General features: G+C 75.4%; 12 protein-coding genes. 5 read left to right on the top strand and 7 right to left on the bottom strand.

What is annotated here, in order from left to right; genetic code table 11:
* Window positions 1-20 precede the first annotated feature (20 nt).
* The gene (locus OG956_RS31860; protein ID WP_330341468.1) at window positions 21-716 is read right to left on the bottom strand and encodes an HAD family hydrolase; all 696 of its coding nucleotides are present in this window, start codon (window positions 714-716) and stop codon (window positions 21-23) included.
* Window positions 717-736: 20 nt separating this feature from the next.
* Entirely contained in the window at window positions 737-1,213 is a 477-nt protein-coding gene (locus tag OG956_RS31865) for an Lrp/AsnC family transcriptional regulator (RefSeq protein WP_330341469.1), read from the bottom strand.
* Window positions 1,214-1,453: 240 nt separating this feature from the next.
* On the opposite strand from OG956_RS31865, the gene OG956_RS31870 reads away from it, so the two are divergent.
* Window positions 1,454-2,980, top strand: coding sequence for an FUSC family protein (locus OG956_RS31870; protein WP_330341470.1), 1,527 nt, complete (start codon window positions 1,454-1,456; stop codon window positions 2,978-2,980).
* Between the two features lie 223 nt (window positions 2,981-3,203).
* A complete protein-coding gene (locus tag OG956_RS31875) occupies window positions 3,204-4,241 on the top strand; it encodes a lactonase family protein (RefSeq protein WP_330341471.1) in 1,038 nt (345 codons plus the stop codon).
* Between the two features lie 136 nt (window positions 4,242-4,377).
* On the opposite strand, the gene OG956_RS31880 is transcribed toward OG956_RS31875, so the two are convergent.
* From OG956_RS31880 to OG956_RS31890, 3 genes are all read right to left on the bottom strand, one after another.
* Window positions 4,378-5,304 (bottom strand): sirohydrochlorin chelatase, encoded by a 927-nt coding sequence (locus tag OG956_RS31880; protein ID WP_330341472.1) that lies wholly within the window; start codon window positions 5,302-5,304, stop codon window positions 4,378-4,380.
* Between the two features lie 353 nt (window positions 5,305-5,657).
* The gene (locus OG956_RS31885) at window positions 5,658-6,335 is read right to left on the bottom strand and encodes a uracil-DNA glycosylase (RefSeq protein ID WP_330341473.1); all 678 of its coding nucleotides are present in this window, start codon (window positions 6,333-6,335) and stop codon (window positions 5,658-5,660) included.
* Between the two features lie 85 nt (window positions 6,336-6,420).
* Complete coding sequence (locus tag OG956_RS31890; RefSeq protein WP_330341474.1) at window positions 6,421-7,509, bottom strand: WD40/YVTN/BNR-like repeat-containing protein; 1,089 nt, start codon at window positions 7,507-7,509, stop codon at window positions 6,421-6,423.
* A gap of 288 nt (window positions 7,510-7,797) precedes the next feature.
* Here OG956_RS31890 and OG956_RS31895 point away from each other — a divergent pair, with 288 nt between their 5' ends.
* Window positions 7,798-8,388 (top strand): Rv1733c family protein, encoded by a 591-nt coding sequence (locus tag OG956_RS31895; RefSeq protein ID WP_330341475.1) that lies wholly within the window; start codon window positions 7,798-7,800, stop codon window positions 8,386-8,388.
* 387 nt (window positions 8,389-8,775) lie between these two features.
* Here the strand turns inward: OG956_RS31895 and OG956_RS31900 are convergent, their stop codons facing one another.
* Window positions 8,776-10,758 (bottom strand): HEAT repeat domain-containing protein, encoded by a 1,983-nt coding sequence (locus tag OG956_RS31900; protein WP_330341476.1) that lies wholly within the window; start codon window positions 10,756-10,758, stop codon window positions 8,776-8,778.
* Window positions 10,759-10,925: 167 nt separating this feature from the next.
* Window positions 10,926-12,611 carry a DNA alkylation response protein gene (locus tag OG956_RS31905; RefSeq protein WP_330341477.1) on the bottom strand — a complete coding sequence of 562 codons (1,686 nt, stop codon included), beginning with the start codon at window positions 12,609-12,611 and terminating at the stop codon, window positions 10,926-10,928.
* Window positions 12,612-12,682: 71 nt separating this feature from the next.
* Here OG956_RS31905 and OG956_RS31910 point away from each other — a divergent pair, with 71 nt between their 5' ends.
* The gene (locus OG956_RS31910; RefSeq protein WP_330341478.1) at window positions 12,683-13,447 is read left to right on the top strand and encodes a PaaX family transcriptional regulator C-terminal domain-containing protein; all 765 of its coding nucleotides are present in this window, start codon (window positions 12,683-12,685) and stop codon (window positions 13,445-13,447) included.
* Between the two features lie 689 nt (window positions 13,448-14,136).
* On the top strand, window positions 14,137-14,739 hold the full coding sequence (locus OG956_RS31915) for a hypothetical protein (RefSeq protein WP_330341479.1): 603 nt from the start codon (window positions 14,137-14,139) through the stop codon (window positions 14,737-14,739).
* Window positions 14,740-14,741 lie beyond the last annotated feature (2 nt).

The following is a 14,741-nucleotide window of genomic DNA, read 5'->3' on the forward strand; positions in this document are numbered from 1 at the left end:
CGGCACGCGTGTACGTGCGGTCAGCGGGACCGCGCCGTGGCCCGGAGCCAGGCGTACGCCGAATGGGCCGTGAACTCCGTCTGGCCGCCGCGCAGCAGCAGGGTCGCCGTGGCGAATTCGGGCGCGTCGGCCTGGGCGGCCACGTACGGGATCGCGATGCAGCGCATGCCGGCCGCGTGGGCGGCGGCCGCGCCGGGTGCCGCGTCCTCCAGCACCACGCAGTCGGCTGGGTCCGCGCCGAGCCGCCGGGCCGCCTCCAGCAGCACGTCGGGCGCGGGCTTGCCGTGCGGCACCTCCTCCGCGGACACCGCCGTACGCAGATACGCCCCGAGGCCCGTTCCCTCGAGGATCGCCGCGATCGCCTCCGGCGAGGAGCCCGACGCGACCGCCATGGGTACGCCGTCGGCCGCCAGGAGTTCCACGAGCTTGCGCATCTCCGGGTAGACCGGTGTGCGGGCGCGGGCCAGATCCAGGTAGCGCCGGTTCAGCTCGGCGAGCAGCTCCTCGGCGGACACGGCCAGGCCGTAGCGTTCCTTCCAGAGCCGGGTCGCGTCCTGGTTGCCGACGCCGACGTAGGCCTCGTTGTCCGCCCAGGTGAAGTCCGGGACGCCGTGCCCGGCCAGGGTCTGCCGGCTCGCCTCGTAGTAGTTCGGCTCGCTGTCCACCAGCGTTCCGTCGAGATCGAAGATGACCGAGAGGGCGCCGAGGTGGCTCATGCGGTCCAGGATGCCCACGGTCAGGCGCGGGCCGCGCGGCCGATGGACTCCACCAGGGGCAGCAGCCGGTGCGGGACGCGCTCGCGCAGCGCGACCTCCGTGCGGGTGCGTACCACGCCCGGCAGGCTGATCAGCTTCTGGATGACGTCCTCCAGATGGGCGTTGTCCCGGCCCACCACCCGGGCGAGCAGGTCCCCGCCGCCCGTGATGGAGAACGCCTCGACGATCTCCGGTACGGCGGCCAGCGCGTCCCCGACGTCGTCCAGATGGCCCTGGGTGACCTCGATGTGCACGAACGCCAGCACCGGATGGCCGAGCGCTGCGGGGGAGAGGGTGGGACCGGTGCCGGTGATGACGCCGTCCCGTTCCATGCGGTCCAGCCGGGCCTGGAGCGTGCCGCGGGCGACGCCCAGGATGCGGGCGTACTCGCGCACGCTGGTGCGCGGCTGTTCCAGGAGCAGCCGCAGGATGCGGGTGTCGAGTTCGTCGACGGCCATGATGGACGACTGTACCAATGGCTTAGCGCACGCACCGGCGCGTGTGCCGTCCGACCTGGTCCGTTGGCCTTCCGGTGACCCCGATGGTGGCCCTCACCGCTGAGCCAATGGACCAGCGATTCCGGTCTCACTTGAGCCAGTGACCCCGGTGATGCTCTCATGGACACGTCGATGGCGCTGCGGAACCCCGCGGCGCCTTTTGTGTGCGATGTACCACGTCGTATCCAGGGGAGGGCATCAGTGCTGAAGAGGATGTTCGTGGCTCCGGACCCGGGGCGGGCGCGGCTGCGCTTCGCCGCGCGGGCCGTCCTCGGCATCGGCCTGGCGGTCGTCGTCTGCTACCTCGCCGGGCACTCCCTCGTCGGTGCGGTGACCGGTGGCCTCGCCGCGCTGCTCGCCCTGTTCACCGTCACCGACGCGACCGTGCGCGGGCAGGCCGTCACCACGGCGCTGCTGCCCGTCGTGGGCGTGCCCGTGCTCGCCGCCGCGGCCGAGCTGCACGCCCTGCCCGTCGCGCGTGACGCCGTCTTCCTGGCCGTCGTCGGCGCCGGGGTGTACGCGCGCCGCTGGGGCCCGCGCGGGCACAGCCTCGGCGTGTTCGCGTTCATGACCTTCTTCGTGGCCCAGTTCGTGCACGCGACTCCGGCCCAGCTGCCCGAGCTGTACGCCGCCGTTGTGCTGTCCGTGGTCAGCGCCGCCGCGGTGCGCTTCGGCGTGTGGTGCTACGAGCGCCGGCTGCCCCCGGCCGTCGTGCCCTCCCTCACCCTCGACTTCGCCGGAGCGAGGGGATCCTCATCGCCCGTCGGACGCGTTCTGGCCCGCGTGACCACGCGGCAGGCCGTCCAGGCGACCGCCGGCGCGGGCTTCGCGCTGGTGGTGGGCCAGCTGGTGTCCGGACAGCGCTGGTACTGGGCCGTGGGCGCCACCTGGTGGATCTTCGTCAACACCACCTCGCGCGGCGAGACGCTGGTGCGCGGCTTCCGCCGGGTCCTCGGCACCGTGATCGGCATCGGCCTGGGCTTCCTCGTCGCCGTCCCCCTGGGCGGCGCGCCGGTCCCGACGGCCGTCCTGATCGCCGTCGCCGTCTTCGGCATCTTCTACACGGCCGCCGTCTCCTACACCTGGATGATGCTCTGCGTGACGCTGCTCGCCGAACTGCTCTACGGCCTGTTCGGCGTCCTGAGCCCCGGCCTGCTCGGGCTGCGGCTCGCCGAGACCGGCGTGGGCGCGCTCGGCGCCGCGCTCGCGGTGCTGTTCGTGCTGCCGGTCACCACGCACGCCGTCACGGACGCCTGGATCGGGCGCGCCCTGCGCTGTGTGCACGCCTGCACGGCCGAGGCCGCCGCCCGGCTCGCGGGCTCCGCCACGGCCGACCCGGCGCCCCGCGTCGCCGAACTGGAGCAGCTGCTCGGCCGGGTCCGGCTCGCCGTGGCCCCGCTGGTGCACCCGCTGAATCCGATGCCGGCCCGCAAGCGGCGCGCCCGCCGGGTCGTCGCCCTCCTCGACGACTGCGCCCGCGAGGTCCGCGGCCTGGTGGCGGTCGCCGCCGACCCCGTGGCCTCCCACGACGCCCGGCTGGCGGCGGCCTGCTGGCGCGTCGAGGCCGCCGTCGAGGCGCTGACCGAGGGCCGCCCGGACGCCCTCGGCAGCCCCGCCGAACCGCCGGCCGAGCCCGCCCTGGCCCACCTGCACGGCCTCGAGCGTGCCCTCGCCGACCTGGCCGAACCCCTGCGCGCCTCCACGGGCTCGCCTCTGGTGGGGGCTTGAGTCGAGCCCCTGCGCCTCCGCGGGTTCGCCTCTGGTGGGAGCCTGAGCCGGTCGGCGCGGGATCGCTCGGAGGCGATGACCCGGGGCAGCCCCGGTGCGACACCGGGCAGTGCCAGGGCCCGTGGGCAAAGAACTCCGGCCACGCCAGGTCCTCTTGGTCTAGACCGTCCGTGATCGGCTGCTACCGTCGGCCCCGGACGGGCTCGACCGAGAGGGGACAGCGGTGGCACAGCACGGCAGGCCCGGCGGACGCCGGGCGTTCATCGGCTCGTTCACGGCGGCGGGCGGCCCCGGCCTGGTCACCGCGGAGGTCGCCCCCGAGGGCGGCGCGCTCCTCCTCGGCACCGCGGTGAACGACCTGCCCGACCCGTCCTACCTGGTCCTGTCGCCGGACGGACGGACGCTCTACGCCGTCAGCGAGACGGCCGAGGGCGCCGTCGCCGCCTACCGGGTCGACGGGGGCCGGCCGGAACTCGCCGGGCCGCCCGTGCCGGTCGACGGCAGCGGACCCACCCACCTCGGCCTGTACGCCGGCCATGTGCTGACCGCCAACTACGGCTGCGGCAGCGTCACCGCCGTACCCGTGCGCCCGGACGGCTCGCTCGCCGCCAAGCCGTCCGGGCGGCTCCAGCACACCGGATCCGGTCCGCACGACCGGCGCCAGCGCGGCCCGCACGCCCACCAGGTGCAGCCCGATCCGAGCGGCCGGTGGGCCGTCAGCGTCGACCTCGGAACGGACTCGGTGCGCGTCTGCACCCTCGCGGACGGCGCTCCCAGCGTGCACCGCGAGGTCGCCGTGCGCCCCGGCTCCGGTCCCCGCCATCTGGCCTTCCACCCGGGCGGCTCGCTGGCCTACGTCGTCAACGAACTCACCCCCACGGTCACCGTCTGCCGCTGGGACGCCGAGGACGGCGCCCTGCGGCCGCTGGCGGAGGTCCCCGTGCTGCCCGAGGCACCCGCGGGCGACGCCTATCCGTCCGGGATCGTGGTCTCCCCCGACGGCCGCTTCGTGTGGACCGCGACCCGCGGCGAGGACGTCCTGTCGGTCCTCGCCGCGGAGGGCGAGACCCTCCGGCTGATCGGCACCGTGACCTGCGGCGGGCACTGGCCGCGCGCGCTCGCCGAACACGACGGCTTCCTCTACGCGGCCAACGAGCGCTCCGGGGACGTGACCTGGTTCGCCGTGGACCGGGCGACGGGGCTGCCCCGCTACGAGGGCTCGGTGTCCGTCACCGCGGCCTCCTGCGTCGTCTTCGGCTGAGCGCCGCGGCCCGGGACGGCCGTCTCCTCCCCGGCACGGGGCAGCACACGGTCAAGCTGCCGGACAGGGCGAAGGGCCCGCTCCGGGTGGGGAGCGGGCCCTGGGCCGTACGGAGTGCCGGTGGCGCGGGCGCGGGTCAGCGGACCGGCATGCCCTGCGCCTGCTGCGGGGCGATGCCCAGCGCCGTCGTGTACTTGGCGAGGGCGAGCTTGCCGATCGCCGGGTAGGCGCCGAGCGGCTCGGCGGTGGAGCAGCCCGCCTCCTCGGCGGCCGCGGCGAGCAGCGCCGGGTCGATCTCCGGACCGATCAGGTACGGCGCCAGCGCCAGCTGCTGCGAGCCCGCGGAACGTAGCTGCTCGGCGACGGAGGAGATCGAGCCCTCCTGGTCCAGGGCCGCCGCCATCACCGGCACGGCCAGGCGCGCGGCGAGCAGCATGCCAGTGATCCCGGCCGCCTGCACGGCCTCCTCGCCGCCCACGGACGCCAGGACGATGCCGTCCGCCGCGGTGGCCACGGTGAACAGGCGCGCGCGGTCGGCGCGGGCGAGGCCCGCCTCGGACAGCCGCACGTGCAGCGCCTCGGCGAGCAGCGGGTGCGGGCCGAGGACGTCGGTCAGTTCGGCGGCGACCCGGCTGTCCATCACGGACTGGCGGATCTGCCGCAGAAGGGCGCTGTCCGGACCGGCCAGCAGCGGGACCACCACGGCGACCGGGCCGTCGGGCTCCTTGACCCCTTCGACCCCGGCGGCGACGGCCTGCTCGTAACGGGCCGTGCGCTCCTCGGCCGCGCGCACGAGCACGGACCGGAGCGTGGGGTACTCGCTGTCGTCCCCGTCCAGGTAGCCGATCCGGGCGTCCAGACCGGGCAGCTCGGAGCGGGCGATGCTCACGACCTCCTCGGCGAGGGAGCGAGTGGCGGCGCTGGGCGCACCGGGCACCGCGAGGGCGAGCGCGGGCGCACCCTCGGGAGCCACCAGCGGTTCCGGTCGGCGGTGCCGTCCGGGCTGGCGGGGTCGCGGCATTCGTACGGGCAGGCCGGACTCGGGCCCAGTGGGGGTGCTCATGGCGCCGCATGTTACTGGCTTCCCGGGTTACTCCGTTCGGGGAGGGTGCAGGTGAGCGGTATCCGTCCGGTTTTGTCTGATGAGGTGCTCGACGGGGACACGTGTTGCGGGCATGTGCCGAGAACATGCCCCGACAAAGCAGTGACAAGGGAGGACAATCCGCTTTTACGGCGATCCCGCATGCCGGGCGCCGGTACCGGGCCGGAGCGCGAAGAGCACAGGGCGGGTTCACCCGGCGGGGTGAGCCGGCCGAACGAGCAGAGACGTGCGGGGGACACGAGCAGGCGTCACGCATGCGGAACAGGCCGGCGGTGGACGCCGATCCGGGTCCACCGCCGGCCTGTCGGAGACGGTTACGGCAGCCGCCAGTCCACCGGTTGTCCGCCCTGCTGGATCAGCAGGTCGTTGGCGCGGCTGAACGGACGCGAGCCGAAGAAGCCGCGGTCGGCCGACATCGGCGACGGGTGCGCCGACTCCACGGCGGGCAGCCTGCCCAGCAGCGGACGCAGATTCCGGGCGTCCCGGCCCCACAGAATGGACACCAGCGGCTTGCCGCGCGCCGCCAGGGCCCGGATCGCCTGCTCGGTGACCTCCTCCCAGCCCTTGCCGCGGTGGGCGCCAGGACTGCGCGGAGCCGTGGTCAGCGCCCTGTTGAGGAGCAGCACCCCCTGCTCGGTCCACGGCGTGAGATCGCCGTTGGACGGCTGGGGCACCCCCAGGTCGGCGGTCAGCTCCCGGAAGATGTTGATGAGGCTGGGCGGCAGCGGGCGTACGTCGGGCGCGACCGAGAACGACAGGCCCACCGCGTGTCCCGGCGTCGGATACGGGTCCTGACCGACGATCAGGACCCGTACGTCGTCGAAGGGTTGCTGAAAGGCCCGCAGGACGTTCGGTCCGGCCGGGAGGTAGGTGCGTCCCGCGGCGATCTCCGCGCGCAGGAAGTCGCCCATGCCGGCGATCCGGTCCGCGACGGGTTCGAGGGCCTTCGCCCAGCCCGCTTCGACGATTTCATGCAAGGGTCGTGGAGCCACGGGCGTCACCCTACTGCCGTACCCGGCCCGGTGATCAACCGATGGCCGAAGCCCGGCCCGGACGCCCCGGCTGCGTGCGCGTGTCTCAGGCGATCACCGCCGCCCGCACGCACAGCACGTCCGGCAGGTGCGCGGCCAGCTGCTGCCAGCTGTCGCCGTCGTCGGCCGAGGCGAACACCTCGCCGTTGCGGTTGCCGAAGTACACGCCCGCCGGATCGGCGTCGTCGGTGCACAGGGCGTCCCGCAGCACCGTGCCGTAGTGATCCTCTTCCGGCAGGCCCTTGGACAGCGGCTCCCAGGTCCGGCCCGCGTCCTCGGTGCGGAAGACCCGGCAGCGGTGCTCGGCGGGCACCCGGTCCGCGTCGGCGTTGATCGGGAAGACGTACGCCGTGTCACCCCGGCGCGGATGGGCGGCCACCGCGAAGCCGAACGTGGACGGCAGATCCGTGCCGATGTCGGTCCAGTGCGCGCCCGCGTCGTCGCTGCGGTACACCCCCCAGTGGTTCTGCAGGTAGAGCCGGTCGGGGTCCGCCGCGTCCCTGGCGACCTTGTGGACGCACTGGCCGAACTCCGGGTTCGGGTCCGGCAGGAACACCGCGGACACACCGGAGTTGGACGGGGCCCAGCTCGCGCCGCCGTCGGTGGAGCGGAACACCCCGGCCGTGGAGACGGCCACGGTCACCGCTCTGGGATCGCGCGCGTCGGTGAGCACGGTGTGCAGTCCCTCGCCGCCGCCGCCCGGCACCCACTGGGAGCGTGTCGGATGCTCCCACAGCGGCCGCACCAGCTCGAAGCTCTCCCCGCGGTCCTCCGAGCGGTACAGCGCCGCCGGTTCGGTGCCCGCGTACACCACGCCGGGCTCGGCGGCGGCCGGGTGCAGCTGCCAGACGCGCTCCAGGGAGGCGCCGGTGTCCTTGGGGAACTTGACGGCCGGCTGCGGCGGTTCGGTCCAGGTGCGGCCGAGGTCGTCGGAGTGGAAGACCGACGGGCCCCAGTGCGCGCTGTCGCCGCCCGCCAGCAGCCGCGGCCGGTCCTCGCGGGTGTCGATCGCGACCGAGTAGACCGCCTGCGCGTTGAAATAGGGGCTGTCGTCGAACTCCCAGGCTCCGCCGCCCCTGCGCCGCCCGATGAACAGGCCCTTGCGGGTGCCCACTGCCAGCAGTACCTCGGTCATGCCGATCACCTCCGGGACGCCTTCGTCCAGGTAGCCGTGAGACAGGTAGTCGTCGGTTATCGGCCAGTCTGCACCCCGCCACTGACAGTCACCCCTGGATCGGGTGTTCCCGCAGGTCACAGCGGTGTCGTCGACGGCCGGCGAAGGACCGCGGCGGTTCGTTGCGGCATGCGCCTGCGCGAGGGGGCACGCGCGTGCGACCGTCGGGGAGACGGCTCGTCGTGAGCAACGGAGCGGTCTCCCGCGTATGGGAGGGCGGTCCGGCCGGTCGGTGCGCTCGTGAGGAGGATGCCTTTGAAGGCGTTCCGTGGTCCGAAGGTGTGGCTGTGGCGCTGGCGGCGCAACCCGCTCAAACGCCGGGCCGACGTGGTGGAGGCCTGGGTGGTGCTCGGCGCCTGGCTGCTGACCGTCCTGGCCGGGGTCGCGGCCGGTCTCGCCGCGGACGAGTCGGTGGAGAGCGGACTCGCGCGGGAGCGGACGGACTGGCGCCCCGTCGTGGCCCACGTGGTGGAGCGGGTCCCGGGAAGCAGTTCCATGCACAGTCATGCCCCCTCTGGCGAACGGGTCTGGGCCCGGGTGCGCTGGACCGTGCCCGACGGCTCCGCCCACACCGGGCAGGTCCGGGTGGTGCCCGGCAGCAGGCGTGGCGCTCCGGTCACCGTCTGGACCGATCCGCAGGGTCGTCTCGTCGGCCGCCCCACCTCCGCCTCCGAAGCCACCTTCCGGGGCGTCCTGATCGGCTGCCTGGTGGGCGTGAGCGCGGCGGCCGTCCCCTTCGCCGGCGGCCTCGCCCTGCGCGGCCGCCTGGAACGCCGCCGCATGCGCGCCTGGGACACCGAGTGGGCGCGGCTCGGACCGCAGTGGGGGCGGATGGTCTGACCACGCCCGTCACACCGCCGAGGGCGCGCGGCTTGGGCGCGCTGCGGAGGACGGACCCAGCGCGGGACGCGGCCGAGGGCGTGCGGCTCGGGCGTGCCGTGGGGGGGCGGATGCAGTGCGGGACGCGGCCGAGGGCGTGCGGCTCGGGCGCGCCGTGGGGGGGGCGGATGCAGTGCGGGGCGTGGCCGAGGGCGTGCGGCTTGGGCGCGCCGTGGGCGACGGACCCAGCCCGGGACGACGCCGCGGACGCAGGGCTCACGCACGCCGCCGAGGACGTACCGCCCGGCACGCCGCCGAGGACGCGCCGCCTGACACACCGCCGACCACGCACCCCGGTCGGCGCCGGTCCACGGCGGTGAGGCGAGGGTGCCGAACCCATGACACCCCCTACATCGCCGCCAGTACCTCCCGGCACGCGCTCAGCAGCTCCTCGTCCTCCGCTATGCCCTGGCCGCCGCCCGCGCCCGGATGTGCCGCATGGCGGCGTGGGGAGGCCAGTTCGGTCTCCGCCAGGTGCCGTAGCGGCGTGGCGGCCGGGCCCATCTCGGTGAGGCAGCGGGCGATGCGGAGGCGGGTGCCCGGGTCCTCCCGCCAGGCGTCCCGGAAGACGGGCAGCACCGGCTGCGGGTCGGCGTCGATGCCCCAGAGCGCGCACGCGGCCGCCACCCGCTCCCGCGCGGGCCGCGACCCGGCCGCCGCGCGGCGCAGCGCGGGCAGGGCGGGACGCGCGGCCGGACCCAGGCGGGCGAGCCGCGAGGCGGCCAGCGGCCGGCTGTCCGGGTCGCCCTGGCTCAGCTCCCGCAGCAGCACGGGGAGTACGGCCGTGGCGTCCCGCTGCGCCGACCAGAGCGCGCCGGCCGCCGCGGCGGCGTGCCGGGTGTGCAGGAGGGCGCGCAGGACCGGTACGGCCTGTGCGGTGGCGTCCAGCGCCTCCAGCGCTGCGATGGCCTGGCCCGCGAAGGCGTCCCGCGGCCCCGGCCCGCCGGGCGCGTCCGACAGCAGCCGCAGCACCTCCGGGACGGCGTCCCGGTCCCCGACGGCGGCGACCGCCGTGAGCAGGGGGCCGGCGAGCCGGGCGGCGGCCGCGGAGGCCGGCGGAATCCGGGCGAGCCGCTGCCGCAGCACGGGAGCGAGCGGGGCCGCTTCGGCGCCCAGGTGCGTCAGTTCGCCCCCCAGGTCCACCGGTGCGGCCGGCCCGGCCAGGAGGTGGGCCAGGGCCGGAACCGCGCGTCGATCGCCGCTTCTGACCAGTGCCTTGAGCGGGCCCCCCAGGACGGGGGAGCCGCGCTCGACACGGTGCGTCCACAGGTCGGGCCGGGCCCGCACCAGAGCGTGCAGGTCGTCGGCGGCGGGTGCGGCCAGGGCGAACAGCCCCGACAGGACGGTGACCGCGGCGTCCCGCAACCAGTCCTCCTCGGCGCCCAGTTGGGCGCCGAGCAGCCGGACCGTGCCGCTGTGGTCGCCGCGCCAGCCGCGCAGCAGCGCCGCCGCCAGCCACACGCCATGGCACCGGTCCATCGGGTCGGGACTGGTCAGCTGGCCGCCGAGGAGCGCGCCGCGGTCGGCGACGCGGTCGCCCAGTGCGGTGTGCAGGGTGCGCAGCAGCCGGGAGCCCTCCTCGTCGGACGGGCGCAGCCGCCGTATCCGCCCGACCAGGGAGTCGGTGGCCGGCTCGCAGCTGCGGGCGCGGTGCGCGGAGCGCTCCCGCAGCAGCCGGACGGCCGTCGGCACCAGGTCGGCGGGCAGCCGGGCGGGCGCGACGAGGGCGAGCTGGCCGAGCGCCGCGAGCCGCTGCCCCGGCGCGTACGGTGGTGCGCTCTGCTCGGCCAGCAGGTCCACCGCGGCGTCGGCGTGCGCGGGGTACCGGCGGGCGAACAGGGCGAGCGCCTCGGTCAGGGCGAGCAGGACCCGGTCGTCCCGCTCGGCCCGCAGCCGCTGCCGCAACAGCTCCAGGACCGGCGCGGGGCCGGCCACGAAGTGCACGAGGGCCCCGGCGGCCGCCCGGCGCACCGCCGGGTCCGGGTCCCCGGCGAGCCGGGCGAACACCTCGCCGCCCGCGCACACCGCCGCCCGCGCCCGCGGGTCCCCGTCCGCGCTGTACGCGCCGATGGCCACCAGCAGTTCCACGATGCCGCCCCGGTCCGGCACCTCCTCGCGGGCCACGAGTGACAGCAGGAACGGGACGCAGGCGAGCGTCGAGTCGTACACCCGCCCCTGGTGGTGCAGCGCGCCGTACATCCCGTCGAGCGCGGTCGCCCGCTCGGCGGTGTCCGCGGAGGCCAGGGCCCGTAACCATCCGGGCACGTCCTCCGCGCTGCCGTACCGGTGCCGCAGCGAGGCCCAGTCCACCTCGTCGATCCCCGTGAACACGTTGTCCTCCCCAGCCGAGTGCCGCCTGATCGCGAGTGTGCACCACGGCACCGACAACGGTCCGGAGCCGCAGACTGACTGTGTGCGATCCGTCGGCTGTCACCGGCCAGGCCGACGGCGGCCCTCTCGCGCCGGACGGCAGGAGGACCGTCGCCTGGGGAGAGGGGTCAGTTCAGGCCGGGCAGGGCACGCTCCAGGATCGGGCCGAGGTCCGTACCGGTGGGCAGCGTGCCGAACGCGTGCCCCCAGTCGCCGCCCAGCCGGCTCGCGCAGAAGGCGTCCGCCACCGGGTGCGGGGCGTGCCGGACCAGCAGGGAGCCCTGGAGGGCGAGCGCCATCCGCTCCACCAGCCGGCGGGCGCCCACCTGGTCCGTTTCGGCCAACTGGTCCTTGAGCGCGGCCACCGCCGCGTCCAGGCGGGCGTCCGCTCCGCGCGCGAGGCCGAGTTCGGCGAACAGGGCCTCGGCGGTGTCCGGTTCGCGCCCGAGGGCACGCAGCACGTCGAGCGCGTTGACGTTGCCCGAACCCTCCCAGATCGACAGCAGCGGCGCCTCCCGGTAGTGCCGCGGCATACCGGACTCCTCGACGTAGCCGTTGCCGCCCAGGCACTCCAGCGCCTCCGCGGTGAACGCCGGGCCCCGCTTGGTGACCCAGTACTTGCCGACGGCGGTGGCGATCCGCCGGAAGGCCCGCTCCCCGGCGTCCCCGCGCACCGCGCGGTCGGCCGCGCCGGCCAGCCGCAGGGTGAGCGTCGTCGCCGCCTCCGACTCCAGCGCCAGGTCGGCCAGGACGTTGCGCATCAGCGGCTGCTCGATCAGCCGGGCGCCGAACGCGCTGCGGTGCCGGGCGTGGTGCCCGGCCTCCACCAGCGTCTTGCGCATCAGGGTCGCCGAGGACATCACACAGTCCAGCCGGGTGCAGTTGACCATCTCGATGATGGTCCTCACCCCCCGCCCCTCCGGTCCCACCAGCCACGCCACGGTGTGGTCGAACTCCGGCTCCGAGGAGGCGTTGGAGCGGTTGCCGAGCTTGTCCTTGAGCCGCTGGATGCGGAAGGTGTTGCGGCTGCCGTCGGGCAGCACGCGCGGCACCAGGAAGCACGACAGCCCGCCCGGGGCCTGCGCGAGCACCAGGAAGACGTCGCACATCGGCGCCGACGTGAACCACTTGTGCCCGCGCAGCGTGTACACGCCGGGTTCCCCGGTGGGCGTGGCGACCGTCGTGTTCGTCCGGACGTCCGAACCGCCCTGCTTCTCGGTCATGCCCATCCCCGCGAGCAGCCCCGGCTTCTCGGCCGGCACGCGCAGCTCGGGGTCGTACTCCCGGCTGGTCAGCAGCGGTTCGTAGACCTTCGCCAGGTCCGGCTGGGCGCGCAGCGCGGGTACGGCGGCGTACGTCATCGACGTCGGGCAGCCGTGCCCGGCCTCCGTGTGCCCCCACACCAGTCCGCCCGCCGTGCGGGCCACATGGGCGCCGGGCCGCTCGTCCGCCCAGGGCGCGCCGGCCAGGCCCTCGGCGACCGCCGTGCGCATCAGGTGGTGCCAGCTGGGATGGAACTCCACCTCGTCCACGCGGTGGCCGTAGCGGTCGTGGGTGCGCAGGACCGGCTCGTGCCGGTTCGCCAGCTCGCCCCACTCCTGCGCCTCGACGCTGCCGGCGCGCGCCCCCAGCCGCCGGATGTCCTCCTCCGCCCATCCGGCGCCCTCCCGGCGCAGCCCCTCCAGCAGGGCCGGGTCGTCGGAGGCGTCGTACGGCGCCAGGGGCGGGGCCTGGTTGGTGACGTCGTGCGTGGCGTACGGCTGCTGGGGCTGCGCCCCCGACGGCGACGGCGACTGCGCGGAAATCGAGACCATGACAGTATGTTGCACTCTCGCTGCGGCCGTAGCAATACTGCAACAAGGAGGTGCACGTACAGTACGTGCCCATGCGCATGAACGTCTCTCCCGAGCCGGCGCAGGCATCGCAGCAGGCACCCGAGCACGCGGGCCTGCGGCCGCTGTCCGCGCGGTCGGTCGTGCTGAGCCTGCTGCTCGGCGCGCACCCGGCCGAGATGCCGGTGAAGGACCTGGTCCGGCTCGTGGGGCCCTTCGGCGTCGGCGGCTCGACGCTGCGGGCCGCGCTGAGCCGGATGGTGACCGCCGGTGACCTGCGCCGCACCGACACCGGCTACCGGCTCAGCGACCGGCTGCTCGCCCGCCAGCGGCGCCAGGACGAGGCGCTGCGCCCCGGCACGCGCGCGTGGGACGGCGACTGGGAGATGGTGGTGATCACGGCGACCGGGCGCGGCCCCGCCGAACGCGCCGAGCTGCGGGCCCGGTTGACCGCCCTCCGGCTGGCCGAACTCCGCGAGGGCGTCTGGCTGCGCCCGGCCAACCTCGACCGCGCCCTGCCGGACACGCTGACCCCGGTCGCCCGGACGTACACCGCGCGCCCCGACGAGCCCCCGCACGACCTGGCCGCCCGGCTCTGGCCGCTGGACGCCTGGTCGGCCACCGCACGGACCCTCCTCGCCCGCATCGAGACCGCCCGCACCCCCGCGGACCGCCTCACCGCGTACGCCGCCGCCGTACGCCACCTGCTCACCGACCCGGTGCTGCCGCCCGCACTCCTGCCCGCCGACTGGCCCGGAGAGGCCCTGCGCACCGCCTACACCGGCTACCAGCGGGAGCTGGCCGCGTCCGTCGCATGACCGCCTCGGCAATGCGAGCGGAGCCTGCTGCCTGGTGAGCGGCATGCCGCAGCTCACCGAGCTGGGCAACCGTGGTGAGTGAAGAGCGCGGCGCGGACCCCTACGGCCGCTGGAAGGTCACTTCCTCCAGCAGGCGCGCACGCGCGACGGACAGCTGCCGGGGTTCCCATCGGCCCGCCGCAGCACGCCGGGTCGCCGTCGGCCGGCCGCAGCACGGAGCGGGCGGGGGAGGGCGGGGCGGTCGTCGGAGGGGCCGGGGCCGGGTCGTTGCTGGTGAGTCCGGCGGGCGCAAGACTCGCGCGAACACAGGCAGGGTCCGGGGCGGGGGTGCGGACTCGCGCGGTCTCTGGAAGGGGCCGCGTGGGGCCCTGAGCCCCCGCGGACCGCTGCGCAGCACGGCGCGTGAGGCTTGGCGTACCCGGGCTTGGCGTACCCGGCTCGGCGCATCGGGCTGGCGTACCCGGGCTTGGCGTACCCGGCTCGGCGCATCGGGCTGGCGCATCGGACCCGGCGCCTCGGCTCGGGCGGAGCGCCGGGGCGCGGGGCCGGGCTGCCCGTGCGGTGCGGGTGGCGCGGACGCGGTGCGGGGGGTTCCCTTGGAGTGGGGGTCCGCGGCTGAAACCGGGGATGACCAGCGCGATGGCGGGAACTCGGTGGGGCACGCGAGGAGATCTCATCCGAGGAGAGTCATGGCTGAGCAGAAGTCGTCGTCGGCCCTCACGGCGCCCCTGCGCGGCGCGGCCTCGGTCCTGCGCAGGGTGCCCGGCGCCGGAACGGTGGGCAGGGCGGCGGAGGAAACCCTGGACAAGATCGGCGCGGTCTCGCCGCGCGGTCGGCGCATGGCGGTGTACGCGGGGGCCGGAGTGCTCGGAGCGGCGGGCGTGGTGGAGTGGCCGGTGGCCCTGACCGGCGCGGCCGTGGCCTGGCTCACCCAGCCCCGGCCCGCACATCCACCCACCGGCGAGAGCGAGGCCGGCCGGCAGCCGGAGCCCGCCCACGAACTCGGCACCGCCGCCCTGCGGTCGGGCCACGGCGGCGCGGCCACGGGCGGCGCCGAAGAAAGCCGTACCTCGACAGCCGGCGGCGCGAGGGCACGCGGAGCCGGGCATACGTCCGCGAGCAGCGGAGCCGCGGGTACGGCCGAGCCGTCCTCGGCCGGCACCGCCGACGCGTCCGGAGGTACCACCACCGCCGGTTCCGCCAAGGCCGCTCGCCCGGCGGAGAGCTCGGCCGGCAAGCCGTCCAGCGGGCCGCTCGGTCCCACGGCACGGCCCGACCGCACCACGCTCTGAGG

Origin of the sequence: Streptomyces sp. NBC_00557 (assembly GCF_036345995.1) — a bacterium.
In the GTDB taxonomy this organism is placed as follows: Bacteria; Actinomycetota; Actinomycetes; order Streptomycetales; family Streptomycetaceae; genus Streptomyces.